Here is a 16,472-nt window from a genome sequence, read left to right on the forward strand (position 1 = left end):
TGCTTTCCTTTTAATTATTTATTTGCATTCTCATTTCGCTTTGATTTCGGCTTATTGTTTTCCTTGTTAAACTTATCTTGTATATCCATCTTTACAGGCTTACTTAATTTTCCTAAGTCTTCATCTTTAAATCCAGTCATCTTAAATCTCACTCCTCTCTAAATTTAGCTTATCCACAGAAAGAAGTTTTATTCTTTAAAATAATTCTCCCATCTTCAAAGCTTCTATCATGCTATCTCCTTTTGCAATCCCTTTACCAGCTATATCAAAAGCTGTACCATGGTCAACTGAAGTTCTAATTATAGGTAGTCCTACGGTTATATTTACTCCTGTATCAAAAGCTAACATCTTCATAGGTATATGTCCTTGATCATGATACATAGCTATGACTACATCATACTTCCCTTGTTTTGCTTTCAAATATACTGTATCTGGCGGTACAGGTCCTTCTACATTAAATCCTAACCTAATAGCCTCATTAACTGCAGGTATAATTTCTTCTACTTCTTCACGTCCAAATAAACCTGATTCTCCTGCATGTGGATTTAATCCTGATACTGCAATTTGGGGATTTTTTATTCCCATCTTCTTTAGAGTGTCCTCTGCTAGCATTATAACATCTAAAATTCTATCCCTTTTAACCCTATCGCAGGCTTCTCTTAAAGATACATGAGTAGAAACGTGGATAACTCTAAACTTTTCACTTGTAAGCATCATAGCATATTTCTTTGTATCTGTTAGTTTTGCAAAAATTTCTGTATGCCCAGCATAATTATGACCACCTAAATGCAGTGCTTCTTTATTTAGTGGAGCAGTAGTTACAGCTTTTATTTGTCCTCCTTTAGCATCCTCCATAGCTCTTTCTATATATCTATAAGCAGCCTCTCCACATATAGGTGATACTTCTCCAATTTTAAAATCACTTATATCTAAATCAATTACATTAATTATATTAATAGCCTTATCATCAAATTCATTAATTTCATTTATAATATTTATATCTGTATTAATATTTAATAATTCTTTATAGTAATTTAATACTTTATAGCTTCCAAATATAACAGATTTTTTTCTTAGCTCCTTCTCTTCTTCTAGAGCTTTCAATATTATTTCAGGGCCTATTCCAGCTGGGTCTCCCATTGTTATCCCTATGAGCTTCATTTAAATGTCCCCCTTTAATTTTCTTAAGCAATAATCAATAGCATTAATTTCTCCAAATGCCCCTGCCTTGGTAATAACTTTTAACCCATCACATCTTCCCCCTCTTAAAGTCATAAGCGGTATACCTGTCATAATTTCTTGTTCTATGCTAGAACCATTAGCATCTAATTCTTCAATAACTCCTATAGCAGTATCACCACCTGTCAAAAACAGACCTGATATTTTGCTAGATTCTAATACTTCAGCTATTATTTTCCCTAAGATTCTCTGTGTGAATACACTTACTTCCTCTTTACTATAACTTAGAGTTTGCCCTAATTGTATGTCTTTATCATAGTCCTGTCTTTCATAAGAAGAAGCTATAATAACATCTAAGCCTTGATTAATCTTTTCTAAAACCTCTCTCACTATGCTAGATATATCATTACTTTCTAGTAATCTTCCTATATTTATTTTAACCAAAGCATTATTATTAGCTACCGCATAATGTAATTGATTCTTGGAAACTTCACTTATACTTCCTACTACTGCTATGGCTGGATTTACATTAGTATTAACCTTTAATATCCCATCAGCAAGGCCAGCAGAGCCTACCCATAGTACTTTTTTATTACTTCCTATACCCTTTTGTACTATTGTAATTAAATCTTCATTTGTTTCTGCATCAAGAGTATATATTCTCCCTCTTGAAAAATCTATTTTACCTTTCCTTACATCTCTTAGATATATATGATGTATTTCTTCATTAAACTCATGTTTAATAAGAAGGTTTATATTATCTTCTTTTACAGGCGTCTTAGGATCTCTGGCCATTTCAGTGTGTGTTATACGCACATTATTCAACATATGAATTCCATTGACAGTAGTTCTTTTGAGATTAGGAAATGCTGGTGCGAATATTATAAGATCACTTTTATATACATCATCTACAGCCTTTATTTCTTTAGCTATATTTCCTCTTAATGTAGAATCTACCTTCTTCAGTACATACTCAAATTTAAGGAAATCAACATCTCTCAAAATATTTTCTATTTTCTTATATGCCTCATCTTCGGGCATCGCTCTAGATTCTGTATCAATAACAAACGAACTTAAATCAGTGTTTATAGTTTCACTTGAAAATACTACATTGGTATTAATACCACGTCTTTTTAGCTGAACTCCTGTATCATTAGAACCCGTAAAGTCATCTGCTACTATCAAATATCTATACACTTGCCTGTTCCTTTCGTACTCCTATTTCTCTCTTATGCAAATAATTTACCATTAAAGGACATAGTATTGCCGTAACAATAATTGCTGCTGCAATTTGAACTGTTGCTGTTGCCGCAATAGTCTGCACAGATGGATCAACTGCTGCTAAAGCTGCAGGCGTTGCTACTGCATTTCCTGCAGTTGTACCAACCGCTGCACCAACCTGTGGATGTTTGGATTTAAGGAGCTTCATTATTAAGTATCCACCAAGACCAGTTATTATTGTACAGCCAATTCCTAGTATTATTCCTGGAATACCAGCCTCTATAATTTGTCCAAAATTAAGTGCTGAACCTAATGGAAATGCAAAGAACGGTATTAATAGTACTGTTCCAGGCTCAAGAAATTTTCTTATATCTTCATCTAAATTACCTAATACAAACCCTATTACTATTGGAACTATAGTTGCAACTAATGCCATAATTGGAACTGTAGCTATTCCTGTTATTCCAAATGCTAACATAGTAAAGAAAGGTCCATCATTTAATGAAAGTATAGATATTGCTCCAACATCTGTTGAATCTCCATACTCTCCTGCTAAAGCTGCATATAGTCCTCCATTTGAGTTAGTAAATGCTGCGATTAGCGCAAGTGCTGAAACTCCTAAAACACCTGCTGCACCAAACATATTATTAACAAGAACACCTATTATTGCACCAATAATAAACTTTGTAAATGTTAAAGCTACGCCCTTCACTAGTGGAGTTCCTGCTTGTTTAGCATTTATCTGTGCCCCATTGCAAAATAGGAATGCTGCTAAAATCGGCATTGCACCTGTTTTAAATAAGTTAGAAGTAAATCCACCTATTTCTAAAGCCTGTGGGAAAAATGTATTCATCAATGCTCCAAGTAAAAGAGGAACTACCATTAATCCTCCTGGAACCTTCTTCACTGTTTGTAAGATTTTCATTTCCATTCCTCCTGCCTTTATATAATTTTATATAAATATAAAGGCTAAGAAGGCATTCTTCTAACCTTTATATTTATACTGATTAAATTACCTATTGTTAAAATGTTGATATAAGCTTATACATTCCAAATTCTCTGTGGTTTAATGATTCTGCTTTTGTTTGTTTCCCATTGATAACTTCAAGCATTTCAGCAAAGATTTCCTCGCCAACTTTTTGTATTGTTTCAGTTCCATCGATTATAGTTCCGGCATTGATATCCATATTATCCTGCATCTTCATAAATGTTTCTGGATTACCTGTAACTTTAATAACTGGAGCTAATGGGCTTCCCGTTGGAGTCCCTCTTCCTGTAGTAAATGCAACTATTGTTGCTCCGCCTGCTACCATGCCAGTAATAGATTCAATATCTTGTCCTGGAGTATCCATTATATATAACCCTCTTTTTGATGGTATTTCAGCATAATCTAATACTCCATCAATTGGTGATGTTCCGCCTTTATAAATACATCCTAAAGATTTTTCTTCTATAGTAGTTAAGCCACCTTGAATATTGCCAGGAGTAGGTTGTCCTCCTCTCATGTCTACACCCATTGTATTTGCCTTCTTTTCACAATTAGCAACTATTTCAAGGATTTTATCTCCTACTTCTTTAGTTACAGCTCGTTTAGCTAATATATGTTCAGCACCTATAAATTCTGTAGTTTCTGAAAATATTGATGTTCCTCCTAAAGATACTAATTTGTCTGATGCATATCCAACAGCTGGATTGGAAGCAAGACCTGATGTAGTATCAGAACCGCCACATTCTATAGCAAGAGTTATCTCTGTTATATCTATTTCTTCCTTTTTAAGTTTTGCTGCCTCTCTAGCCATTTCTGCTGCTATTTTAATGCCTTCAGCTTCTGTTTTGATAGTTCCTCCACATTCCTGAATTATTAAACATTCAGCTCTTTTTCCAGTATCTCTACTAATTTCTTCTGCAACCTCTTTAGCTGGTACTCCTTCACATCCAAGTCCTACAACTAAAACCGAAGCTACATTAGGATTTTTGCCTAGATTTTTTATTATTTGTGTTGTAAGTTCTAAATCAGCTCCTACTTGACAACATCCATGTTGATTGGGCAATGATACAGAACCGCTTACATGAGCTGCAATTCTTGCTGATACTTCACTTGCACAAACTGATGCTGGAAGAATCAATATATAATTTCTTATACCTACTTTTCCATTCTCTCTTCTATATCCATATAATTTCATTATTTAGACACCTCCAAATCTCCACGTCCTCTTTCACTTACTACATTGTGAACATGTACATAATCTCCAACCTTTATATCCTGTGTAGCTTGTCCTATAGATTCTTTATATTTTATTATTTCTTCACCATTTGCTATATCTTGAATAGCAAATTTATGACCAAAAGGTATATGTTGTTTAAGCATTACTTCTATTTCACTCCCAAATAAATCAATTAGTACTTTATCACCTTTTTTTAAATCTTTTACTGCTGTAGCAACATTATCGTTTTCATTAGCCACAACTGCCAATTTTAACATATCCATACCTCCTATGATTGTTTTTTGTTTTCACGTTTGTTTATATATATAGCAACTACCATGCCAAAACTAAATTTCTCGTATTCATAAGGTTTTCAAAAACTTTTCTTCTAACATTGTTTCTTTTTGCAACATTATTTTTATTGCAAAAAGAAACAGCAGTGCATTATGCACCACTATTTCTTCTTCTCCATAACGTTGTCCTATTTACATCCAAAATCTTAGAAGCTTCACTTAAATTCCCTTCACAATGGCTTATAACTTCATTTATATACTCATTTTCCAATTCTTTTAAAGTTTTATATTTATCTGCTTCTTTCTTATTGTTTTTCTTATTAACCGATCCTTCTGCTTCCATATACTCCAATTTAATACTTTCTAATGTAATTTCATCTTTATTGCACAATATAACGGCTCTCTCAATTATCCCTTCAAGCTCTCTTACATTTCCTTTATATATATAAGTATTTAAGTATTCTTCTGCTTTCCTAGAAATTTTTTTAACTTTTTTATTATATTTGTTTGAATATTCATTTATAAAAAACTTAGAAAGTTCTATTATATCTTCTTGTCTACTATTTAGTGCTGGGATTATAACAGTAAGAATATTTATTCGATAGTATAAGTCTTCTCTAAATTTCCGCTCCCTTATCATTTCTCTTATATTTCTATGAGTAGCAGTTATTATTCTTACATCAATAGGTATTACCTTGTCATCTCCTATTCTCATAACTTCTCTTTCTTGAATAACTCTTAAAAATCTGCTCTGGACCTCTAATGATAGCTCTCCTATTTCATCTAAAAATATTGTTCCTCCGTGAGCAAGTTCAAATACACCAGCCTTCCCCCCTTTTGCACTTCCAGTAAAGGCTCCTTCTACATATCCAAATAATTCGCTTTCTATAAGTGTAGGCGGAAATGCCGCACAATTTACAGCTACAAATGGAGCATTTTTTCTACTACTGCTATTATGAATACTTTGAGCAAACAGTTCTTTACCTACCCCGGATGCTCCTAAAATTAACACAGGTGAATCATATTGACTATAAGTTTTTGCTTTATTTATACACTCCCTCATTTGAGAACTTTTATAAATGATGTCTTCAAACATATATTTAGCTATAAAGCCCTTTTTCTGCAGCTTAACTCTTATATGATGCTCTAAATCTTGAATTTTAGTGATATCTTGAAATGTTGCAACAACTCCTGTAACATCATCATCCACTATTATAGGTACCCTATTTGTTGCAATTTTGGCTTTTCCAACATCTTGTATATCTCCAATTTCCATCTGACTGGATTTTAATACATCGCTTAGTTTAGTGTTTTCTACTACATCTTCAATATGCTTTCCAATAGCCTCCTGTTCAGAAACTCCAAATATCTTCTCAGCCATTGAATTAAATATATTAACTATACCTTTATCATCAATGGCTATTATTCCATCATGAATAAAATTCATAATAGTTCTAAGCTTTTCAGTTCTTTCCTTTTCAATTTTTAATTCTGTAAGTATTCTTCGTGCTTCTTGCATTGCATAAAGTATTGACTCAATACCAGACTCTATCATATAACTTTTACAACCCAGCCTCATAGCTGCTTTGCTTCCTATAGTGTCCCCTACAAAAACTTCTATTGCTTCATTTTGTATATATTGTTTTAATATCTCTTCAGCTTCTTCCTCATTATTAATTTTAATCTTAGCTATATCTAAATTTAATAGTTCACCAATTGTCTCGCATCCATAAATAATATTTTCATATCCTGCAACTCCAATTCTTCCTCTGTACATCATTAATTCTTTAAATCCTCTTAAAATATCAAAAGATGTTGCTTGTAATTCTACTACAGGAAGATTAAAAAGATTTTTAATCATAGTATAGGTACCACCCCTTGATATAATGACTCTTGCTCCAGCTTCAATAACCTTTTTTGCAACCTCTACTCCTCCACTCAAGTCACCATACACTACTTCTATATTGCTATATCTCTTTGATTCAACAACTTCTTGTGCTAAAATCCTTAATCTCTCAAAAGGAGCTATAAATACTATATCCTTCATATCTATCGCCTCACAATCATTACTTACATATTATTATACATATGTTAGCTTTACTTGTAATCTTATTTCCCCTTGATGCATCTAACTTTATAACACATACATAAGAAAATTATAATAATACATCTACTTATATAACCTAAATAAGCCCACTTTACCAACTGCAATCGCTATAGGTATGCAGTGCGTAAAGTGAGCTTATTTTTATCTTTTAATTGGCACTATTTAAATATCCTGTCTATAACATATGATGGTACAGAACCTTCTCCTCCTATTGTATATCTTATTTTCATCATGGGCGCTGAATCTTTCAATGCTGCAACAACCTCATTATTACCCAATAAGCTTTTATCTGCAAGTACAATAGGTGATTGTGTTAGTCCTGCTAGCGCAGAGGCTGACAGTGCATCAGCAAAGCCTTGTCCTGAAGCTATAAAAGTAGTTCCAAAGTAGAACTCAAACTTACTTAAAACCATAAGATTTGTTTCATATCTATTTTTGCCATATATTCTTTCAGTATCCGCTAGGTAATTCCACAGCATGCTATCATTAATAACTCCAGGTCCACCAATTACATATGCCTTACTTATATGATGCTCTAATACATACTGTGGGAATCCGTCAGGAAGCCTATTCTTTTGTGTTAATATAATAGGAATTCCTTTTGCTGCGGCATAGGAAGCTACAGATAGAGCATCAGGAAAATTACTTCCGGCAGCAATGAATAATTCTCCATTTGTGCCTATAAAATTTGCTATAGCCATAGATGTTTGATATCTATCTTTTCCCTGAAGTCTTGTAACCTTAATTCCTTTTGATGTTAATTTACTTTCTATATCCTTTGATACAGAAGCGTATCCACCCACAATAAAAATTTCACTAACTCCAAGTCTCTTTATTTCAGCTTCTGTTTTAATATCCATTTTTTTAGGATTTGTTAATAAAATAGGTGCATCATACTTTGATGCAAGTGGTGCAGCACTTAATGCATCTGGAAAGTCTTGCCCTGAAGCAAGTACTGCATATTTACAACTGGACCACTGCTCAGAAACTTTAACACTTGTTTCATATCTGTTAGAACCAGCTATACGATTATATTGTTTTCCTGTGTAAAAGTTAATATTAACCTTTCTATTGCTCTTTTTTCCGTCAATGCTATTTACAGTATTTTCTCCTACCTCTAAAGTAAGCTTTGTCTCATAAGGAAGATCACTATGTGCAATTACAAGCATATCTTCATTTATAAACGCTTCAGTTCCATAATAGTTTTTACCATCTGTAATTGATATATTGTCCTGATTAACCAAAGCAATTTTATCAGAAAATTGAATCACTAGAGGGAAGTCTATTGGTGTATCTTCTCCCTCATCACCTGATGGCATACTTCTTAGCACTTCAAGTGTGCCTTCCGCTGTCAAAGGATCTATAGAGTACATATTCTTTCCATTAAAGAAATGCAATTTACCTGCATTATCAAAAAACATGGTATTAATACTATGATTTGGTACAACTCTAATAGCCTTACCAGTATCTAAGTTATATATTCTTGTTCTCCCAACTGCTAGATTTCTACTTTCATCTACTGCATAAATTTGCTCACTAAAATTTCTTATTGGCTTAGACAAATCATTTAATTTAAAAACTTTATTCCTATATATAAGCAAGTTCTTATTTTCCAATATTATAACTGGCACGTCCAGAGGTTCCTCGTTAGGATGAGGATAATCTAAATTAGATTTTTCAACTTCTTTAACACTATTTCCGTCTATTGAATACTTTATTACATCAGATTTTGAAATACTTGATGGCCAATAATACTGTTCCCATTTGTAAATATATTTGCCATCAGAGCTAAAAGCAATATCTCCTATATCTTTTATTATAGGACTATATTTTATCTCATCAAAACTATTTGCATCAAATATTAATAATTTGGGATAACTTCCATCTACTATATAAAGTTTATTATTTTTTTCATATATATGTCTATGTCCATTTTCCAAATCTAAATTTCTAGCAATTTTATAAGATAAATTTCTAGTATTTGAAAAATTATTTAAATCATATTCACTCACTAAATAATCTTCGTCTTCATTTACAATGTATAATTTGCTAAAGTCTTCCGATATAGTTAAATTTGACGATTTATATGGAAGCTTAATTGTTTTTTCTAATTTATTTGTTTCTGCATCCATAACGAATAGGTTATCTAAGGTTTTATTTAAAGCATACACCTTATTTCTGTTGCTATCATATTTTGCAGTTGTAACAGCGTATTTGTTTTCATTATAGGATTTATCTGTATCACTAATAGTTACTGGTGAATACAGGGATACACTTTGAATAAAATATCTATTCTTACTATCCTTAAAAACAGCTATAAGATCATCATCTTGAAAAAACAATCTGTCCACTGTACCTGGTGCATAATAATATTTCAACACATTAAAGTCGTTATAACTATATACAGCAATTTTATTACCTTTTACAGCAGTGTAAAATTTATTGTTTTTAATATCAAAAGCTATATCAAAAAATTCAGTATTTAACGAAGTAACATATGTCATATCATCGTACTTACTATCTGTTGCTTTGAAAATAACCCCTGAAGCATTGAATATGTATTTTCCATCTGGAGATATTCTAAACCTTGGAAACAATTTATAATCTCCATGATAAGGAGAATCGTATCTTTCTGTATAAACTCCGTTATTTGTTTTATGTACAATCATATCTGTTGGAGAGTCCGTACTCTCTATTGTATATATTTTATCTTCTTTCGGATTAAACTCTGCATATCTCTTCATATAACCCCAATCAGTAGATACGTGTAAATGTGTCTCTCTAGAGTAGCTTTTTGTTACCGTATGCTGATTTGAACCACCAAACAAATAGATAAATCCCTGTGCATCTACTACAATATCAAAAGGGTCTATATCCACATCAAATCTATCCTTCAATGTAAAATTATTAGCATCAATTATGGCCACAGCACCAGTTCCATCCTCTGATGATGTGTCATAATAATGATGTCCACTTTTTAAAAGAGTTACATAAACTTCATCATTATGAAAAGCAATTCTCTCTGCAGGTAAATCAAACTGTATGCTCTTAGTTTCACCGGTTTCATAATTGATTGAATAAACTTTCTTACCTGCTATATCCGTAAAATATAAAATGGGTTTACTTGGATGAATAATAGAATGAGTGGGAGTAAAATTTAAAGGAATATTTACTTTTAAGTCTGCTGCATGTACTTTATTTAGTGAATTCCCGCTGCCTAATGTAAGAAAACTAAATAAGTTGTTAAAAATTAAAACAAGTGCTAAAAGGGTTGTCCAGAAAAATTTTAGTGTTTTAGTCATGGTGATTCTCCTATTTAAAAGTATTTTTATCTAATATCTCATTTAGTATAGCACAGGATTTTAATAGTTTATATTTGTAATTTAAGGAAGAAAAGAGACATTTAAATAATAGCATAATATCCCTATCATAATTTCTATAATGAGTTTTTCCATTGGATTTTATTATGAGAACTTATAAGCTCTATATAATTTTTTGTAATTCTGTAATTCTGTAATTTGTTTTCCCCATTTAAAAAAATATTCTCTAACCGCTATAACACCAAATCAAGCTTTTAGCGATTAGAGATAATGAACTAGTGACTAAATGGACTTACTTATCAAGTGGACTATTTACTCCACCTTTTATAAAGTTCTGGCCTTAACATTTTTACATGAATTAAAAATTCTTCTCTGCATCCAAGTGTCTTTAATCCTGTAAGCATTATTTTAGGATATGTGCTTTTTTTCTTCATAACTCTTCCTGTGTCTATTATTTTAAACTCTCCTCCAGGTGTTACAAATATATGGAATAGTGCTATATCTTGCCTAGCGTAGCCCACTCTTCCTAAAGCTTCATATACATCAAGAATTTTAGCTGAGATATCTATACTTAAGGGATCAGTCTTTAAGTATTTATTAAGTTCTATGCCGGCAATACATTCTCTTACAATATAATGCTCTCCACTATCATATAGTTTGGCAAAATGCTTATCTCCTTGAGCCATTTTAAGAGTATCCGCTTCACCTTTGCACACACTTTTGCTTTTAAAAACTTTAATACATTTTCCAGCGTCTATCCTATAAACCTTCCCTTGAGTTCCTCTGCCTAATAATTCAAGCTTAGAAATATCATATCCACCATATTTCTTAATAAAAATCACCCACTAGTAATTAATTGTTCTCAATAATAGTATATGATTAATTAAAAATATGTTCTTAATAAATTGATAAGTTTACTAGTATTCTGAATGAATCAATGCTATTTTGGAAACTCTAGTATTATAAACTACTGAAGGGAGTTTTAAAAATGACAGGTCTTATTATTAAAATGATCACTTGTCCTTTACTTATTTATATATTTGATTTATTGTCACCATATGTTCGCTATGATTCTCTATATCAAATCATAATTGTGGGATTAGTTCTTGCAATTGTAGGTCATGTGACAGAACTATCATTCCTTGACAGAGGTGCATTTTGGGTAAATAACGCCTTAGATTTTACAATAACATTTTTCATTGTATATTTTAGCCAATTTATTCTTTATAATTCCTTTGTAACTTATGGGGCAGCAATGTCCATTGCACTTATACTTTCTGTACTGGAGGCTTTACTTCATCTATACTTAATACGAAGTGGCAAAACAAAAAAAGGAGATTATTAGGCCTTTGTCAGACCTAATAATCTCTTTTTCAGTGTTATAGTGTTATGTTGTATGAAGCTAAATTATTTAACGCTACATACTATATTATTTTTATTTAGTTACCCTATAAATAACATAACCTATTAATCCTATCATATATAATACATACACTATAATAAAAATATTAAATTTTTTATTTATTTTCCTTTGGTGATTTTTATATTCTTCTCTAGTTAACTTTTTTCTGATGTTAGGAAACAATGGGATTATAATCCCCAGCATAATTACATTTACATATAATATCAATTCATCATATCTTATTATTCCAAAATTATTATTTAAACAGCCAAATTTAAAAATCAAACTTATTGATGATAAGAAGCTTATAGTAGTTGAAAGTGTTAATAACGCCTTACCTAATTTTTCATTGGTTATTTTCATAGATAAACTAAATCCTTTTAACTCTAAAAAGTTAAATATTAATGTTAAAGTAGCTAGAACTTCTATGCCTAGGAAAATAATATGAATACTGACATCCTTATTTCCTATAGTCACCATATAAAGGCTATATCCTAATAATGCTAAAACATCTATAAGTATAGAATTTTTTAATGCATTATTAAATGCAAATTCCTCTAATTCATCTTTATGCTCTAATAATTTTATAAAGAAAATTGAACTTATAATAGCAACATATAGGGTATGTGATGATAGTAATAAATTTGCTATGTTTGCCATTCCTCATCCTCCTCTAAGATTTCAAAAACTTCATCAACAGTTTTATCAAAGTATTTTGCTATAGAAAAAGCTAATTTTAAAGATGGATTAAAAGTACCTCTTTCAATTTCTAAAATAGTCCCCCTATTTACTCCTAGATCTATAGCTAAATCCTCTTGAGTTAAATTCCTTTCAACTCTAAGAACCTTTATTTTAGTATTAAATAACTTTTTTCTCTTTACCATATTAACCCTCCTGAATTTAGCATACGCCTAATGTTGTATATAGTCAACAAAAAGTTCCTTATATCAAACATACTATTGCATATGAATAAAAAAACTGCACTAAATTTAATTTAGTACAGTAATAATACTTATGATGATTTATAATAAAGCTATTTTAAAAATTTATACTAATTTAACAACATTAAAATTTTCTTCAATAAGCAGCCAATTTTGAGGAAATGAAAGTCCCAGTTTCCAGTAGCTTATTCCTCTTAAGTTCAGTTCTTTTATAAGATTAAACTTTGCTTGAATGGATCTAGCATCTTCAAACCATACTTTATGTGATCTTCCTTGATTATCAACATAATCAATATAAGGAGCTTGTGCTGTATAATCATATTTAATTGGAGCATTATTTACCCTTGCTATTTCAATAGCCTGCTGAGGACTAACAGCTCTTGCATACTGTCCACCTTGAACATAGGGAAGAGTCCAATCATATCCATATAAGTTTTGTCCCATCATAATTTTAGATGAAGGCATTTCTGTAAGTGCATATTCAATCACTTGTCTTACTGGGCCAATAGGTGATACAGGCATTGGAGGGCCTGCACTATATCCCCATTCATAAGTCATTAAAACTACAAAATCCACAATTTCTCCATGTGCCTTATAGTCATGAGCTTCATACAATAACCCTTTTTGACTTGAACTGGTTTTTGGAGCAAGCGCTGTAGATAAAGTTATTCCTTCCTGAGAAAGTCTTGCCTTTGCTCTTCTTAAAAAATTATTATAATCTTCTCTGTTCCCAGGTGATATAAATTCTAAGTCAAAATGAACATCTATGAATCCTATATTATTTGCTATTCGTACAATATTATCCAATAATCTATTTTGCACCTCTTCACTTGTTAAAATTATTCTAGCAAGCTCTGTGCTGAATTGGCCTTCTTCCAAATTACTTAACACCATCATTAAGCCAACATCGTTTTGCGCTGCAATTTGTGAAAAATTATTCAACAGTGGTTCTATTAGATTTCCATCTCTTTGAATTCTATAACTAAATGGGGCAAGATAAGTTAAATACGGAGTTGCCTCCTCTGCTGCTGCTTCAAGAGCAGGAGTTACAGAGTTTCCCATAGGTTCAACATATGCATTTATTTCAGCTCTTTTTTTAGGCTTCGGTGGAATGAATAACCTAAATCCAACTTGCAGAGGTCTATCAACAGAAATATTGTTAATTCGTGCAAGCTCTTTATAATTAATATTAAATCTTTGTCCAATAGCAGACAACGTGTCCCCTGACCGTATAGTGTAAAAATTCCCCCATACTGGAATTACTAAAGTTTGACCAACAACCAACTGATCTGGGTTTTCAATTTCATTTGCTACTACGATTTGCGAAATAGTAGTGTTATAGGCGTTAGCTATACCATATAAAGTTTGACCTGACTGAACTACATGTATTTGCATTATTTTATTCCCCTATAAAAATTAATCTATAATATTAGTATATGTTATTTACAGAAAACTGTATCAAAATAAAAAACTAGAGATTATTATTTAAAATACTCTCTAGTTACGTCTTCTTTAAAATTATACACTTACCATTACTTCTTGAAATTCATCATCTTTTATGCAAGGTAAAATAATTGTAAAAGAGGTTCCTTTCCCCGGATTACTTTGTATGTCTATTCTTCCATTATGCTGTTTTATTATTTCATAACATACACTTAATCCTAATCCTGTACCATTTTTTTTAGTAGTATAAAATAGTGTTCCTACCTTTTCTAAATCTTCACTAGACATTCCTTTCCCATTATCTTCAATTCTTATAAACATCTCATTTCTTTCTTCATTATATCCCGTTTTTATATCTAACGTAGGAGCTGCTGTTTCAGTCATTGCATCTACTGCATTTCTACAAATATTTAATATAACTTGCTTTATTTGTACCTCATCACATAATAAGTACCGTTCTTCCTTTGATATTTTCATATTAACATTTATACCTTGTACTAGTGATGATGTTTCAACTAGGTTTTTTGTACTTTCAAATATATCATACATGGAAACTTCCTCTAGTCTTGTTTCCCTAGGCTTTGATAAAAATAAAAACTCACTTATAATTGCATTGACTTCGTTTACATCATTATTAATTTTTTTTGCATATTCCTTAACCCTTTCTGCTTGTGATACAGCTTCTATTAATTGGCAGCGCCCTTTTATGGTTGTTAAATAATTTCTGGTTTCATGTACTATTCCTGCTCCTAATTGTCCTAGTACTGCAAGCTTATCCTGCTGCTGTATTATTAATTTTTCTTGCCTAATTTGCATATTCGCTTTCTCAATTTTTTTATAAGCATCCTCTAACTGCTTATGTTTTATTTCAAGCTTCTCATAGGCGTAAGTAATTGTACTAATAAAAATTCCTCTAAATAAAAAATAATAGGATGTTATTTTTAACATATGTCCAATGGTCCAAGAAATTCCTTCAACTGAACTATATAATGTAAAGCATATTTCTGATGGAATCATCATAAGAAGAGCTACTAATATATAATTATATTCCACATTATTTTCTTCATAGTTTTCATTAAGCATTTTACCATTAATTATATATAAGCTTGTACAATATAAAGCTATAATTATATACTCTAAAACTATTTTTACGGGTGTAACTCCCTTAGTTGTTAATAGTATTGGGAAATAATCATGATAACTAATTGTGCAATAATACACTATTAAAACTATACTAAGTGCGATTCCGAGGCCTTTCCATTTATTGAGTCTATACTTAAACTTATACGTACATAAAAGTATAATTATAGCTTCTGTTAGCCTTCCAATCATCCAATACCTTGTGGATAGATCAAAATATGAATTAACATTTAAATTTAATTTCAAAAAATAAATAGCATGCATTATATCAAAATTTGCTATAACTAAAAAGCCTAAAGCTAGTATACAATTTCTTGAAGAATTTCTTTCATAGTTATACCATATTGATACAAATATTGCCAATGCAAAAAAAACACAAGTTGCCTCTAATATTGTATGATACAGGTTTAAGTTTTTTATCCAAGTATTGTGCATAAATATTGCAATACTTATGCATGCCACTATGTAAAACAAAGACTTAAATATAACACTTTTTCTTACGTCTTGTAAATCGTGCTCACCGCTATAAGTCATATTCATTTTTAACCCTCCCCATTCCATTAAATTAACCCACAAATACATAATACCATTATTTTCAATATTGTTATAAATATTAATTTATATATTCATATATTATTAACAAACAATTGTTCTTATTTGTTGAATTTTCATTTAAAACAATGATGAGTTCTTAATTATAATTAAGAACTCATCACTATAAAAATATTACTTTAGCTATTAGTCATTATCTATAATAGTTTCTTCTAAAATTTCATGTTCTTCCTTTTCCATCTGATTTTTATCCAAATTAGTATTATACAGAAGTCCTAAGATAATAATCAATCCACCAATTATTTTCCCCTTTGAAACAGAACTAAGTCTTATATAATCTATTATTATTCCTGTAAAAACTTGACCTATAAAAATAAGAAGTGTGCTGTATATGGCTGGTATCTTTGGAATTATTACATTTGAAGTAGCTACTACCATAACTCCGATAAATCCGCCCAAAAATCCGTAGAACGGAACATTACTTAAGTTATTAGTGATAAACTCTTCAGGTCCTTTTAGTATCATTACTAAAACTAGAGTAAATGCCAATCCAACTATATAATTCACAAGAGTTCCTTGAAGCACTCCTATTTTATTAGCTAACCTAGAATTTATTATCATTGATAATATAACTAGTCCCCCAGTTATGGCTGCTAGTATTATATACATT

At 31.1% G+C, this 16,472-nt stretch carries 15 protein-coding genes; 1 reads left to right on the plus strand and 14 read right to left on the minus strand.

Annotated features, from left to right (window positions below; all coding sequences use genetic code 11):
- Positions 1–14 precede the first annotated feature (14 nt).
- From BSD9I1_RS19050 to BSD9I1_RS16545, 9 genes are all read right to left on the minus strand, one after another.
- A complete protein-coding gene (locus BSD9I1_RS19050) occupies positions 15–140 on the minus strand; it encodes a hypothetical protein (RefSeq protein WP_278281263.1) in 126 nt (41 codons plus the stop codon).
- A 55-nt stretch (positions 141–195) separates the two neighbouring features.
- Positions 196–1,161 carry a 4-hydroxythreonine-4-phosphate dehydrogenase PdxA gene (gene pdxA, locus BSD9I1_RS16510; RefSeq protein ID WP_186431256.1) on the minus strand — a complete coding sequence of 322 codons (966 nt, stop codon included), beginning with the start codon at positions 1,159–1,161 and terminating at the stop codon, positions 196–198.
- Complete coding sequence (locus tag BSD9I1_RS16515; protein WP_186431257.1) at positions 1,162–2,376, minus strand: four-carbon acid sugar kinase family protein; 1,215 nt, start codon at positions 2,374–2,376, stop codon at positions 1,162–1,164.
- On the minus strand, positions 2,369–3,331 hold the full coding sequence (locus BSD9I1_RS16520) for a 2-keto-3-deoxygluconate permease (RefSeq protein WP_373419360.1): 963 nt from the start codon (positions 3,329–3,331) through the stop codon (positions 2,369–2,371). Before BSD9I1_RS16520 ends, BSD9I1_RS16515 begins: the two co-directional genes overlap by 8 nt.
- A gap of 91 nt (positions 3,332–3,422) precedes the next feature.
- Positions 3,423–4,583 (minus strand): UxaA family hydrolase, encoded by a 1,161-nt coding sequence (locus BSD9I1_RS16525; RefSeq protein ID WP_186431259.1) that lies wholly within the window; start codon positions 4,581–4,583, stop codon positions 3,423–3,425.
- The gene (locus BSD9I1_RS16530) at positions 4,583–4,882 is read right to left on the minus strand and encodes a UxaA family hydrolase (protein ID WP_186431260.1); all 300 of its coding nucleotides are present in this window, start codon (positions 4,880–4,882) and stop codon (positions 4,583–4,585) included. Before BSD9I1_RS16530 ends, BSD9I1_RS16525 begins: the two co-directional genes overlap by 1 nt.
- 166 nt (positions 4,883–5,048) lie before the next feature.
- Complete coding sequence (locus BSD9I1_RS16535; protein ID WP_186431261.1) at positions 5,049–6,944, minus strand: sigma 54-interacting transcriptional regulator; 1,896 nt, start codon at positions 6,942–6,944, stop codon at positions 5,049–5,051.
- Positions 6,945–7,162: 218 nt separating this feature from the next.
- A complete protein-coding gene (locus BSD9I1_RS16540) occupies positions 7,163–10,306 on the minus strand; it encodes a cell wall-binding repeat-containing protein (protein WP_186431262.1) in 3,144 nt (1,047 codons plus the stop codon).
- Positions 10,307–10,632: 326 nt separating this feature from the next.
- The gene (locus BSD9I1_RS16545; RefSeq protein WP_186431263.1) at positions 10,633–11,166 is read right to left on the minus strand and encodes a hypothetical protein; all 534 of its coding nucleotides are present in this window, start codon (positions 11,164–11,166) and stop codon (positions 10,633–10,635) included.
- A 146-nt stretch (positions 11,167–11,312) separates the two neighbouring features.
- Between BSD9I1_RS16545 and BSD9I1_RS16550 the strand changes: the two genes are divergently transcribed.
- A complete protein-coding gene (locus tag BSD9I1_RS16550; protein ID WP_186431264.1) occupies positions 11,313–11,669 on the plus strand; it encodes a DUF2512 family protein in 357 nt (118 codons plus the stop codon).
- Between the two features lie 90 nt (positions 11,670–11,759).
- On the opposite strand, the gene BSD9I1_RS16555 is transcribed toward BSD9I1_RS16550, so the two are convergent.
- The 5 genes from BSD9I1_RS16555 to BSD9I1_RS16575 form a co-directional block, all read right to left on the minus strand.
- Positions 11,760–12,386 (minus strand): hypothetical protein, encoded by a 627-nt coding sequence (locus BSD9I1_RS16555; RefSeq protein WP_186431265.1) that lies wholly within the window; start codon positions 12,384–12,386, stop codon positions 11,760–11,762.
- Entirely contained in the window at positions 12,374–12,610 is a 237-nt protein-coding gene (locus BSD9I1_RS16560) for a helix-turn-helix transcriptional regulator (protein ID WP_186431266.1), read from the minus strand. Before BSD9I1_RS16560 ends, BSD9I1_RS16555 begins: the two co-directional genes overlap by 13 nt.
- Before the next feature lie 162 nt (positions 12,611–12,772).
- On the minus strand, positions 12,773–14,062 hold the full coding sequence (locus BSD9I1_RS16565; RefSeq protein WP_186431267.1) for a glycoside hydrolase family 18 protein: 1,290 nt from the start codon (positions 14,060–14,062) through the stop codon (positions 12,773–12,775).
- Positions 14,063–14,185: 123 nt separating this feature from the next.
- A complete protein-coding gene (locus tag BSD9I1_RS16570) occupies positions 14,186–15,790 on the minus strand; it encodes an MASE3 domain-containing protein (RefSeq protein ID WP_186431268.1) in 1,605 nt (534 codons plus the stop codon).
- A 198-nt stretch (positions 15,791–15,988) separates the two neighbouring features.
- A complete protein-coding gene (locus BSD9I1_RS16575; RefSeq protein WP_186431269.1) occupies positions 15,989–16,471 on the minus strand; it encodes a DMT family transporter in 483 nt (160 codons plus the stop codon).
- Position 16,472: the final 1 nt, after the last annotated feature.

It is taken from the genome of Clostridium sp. BSD9I1, assembly GCF_900185645.1.
GTDB lineage: Bacteria > Bacillota > Clostridia > Clostridiales > Clostridiaceae > Clostridium_AK.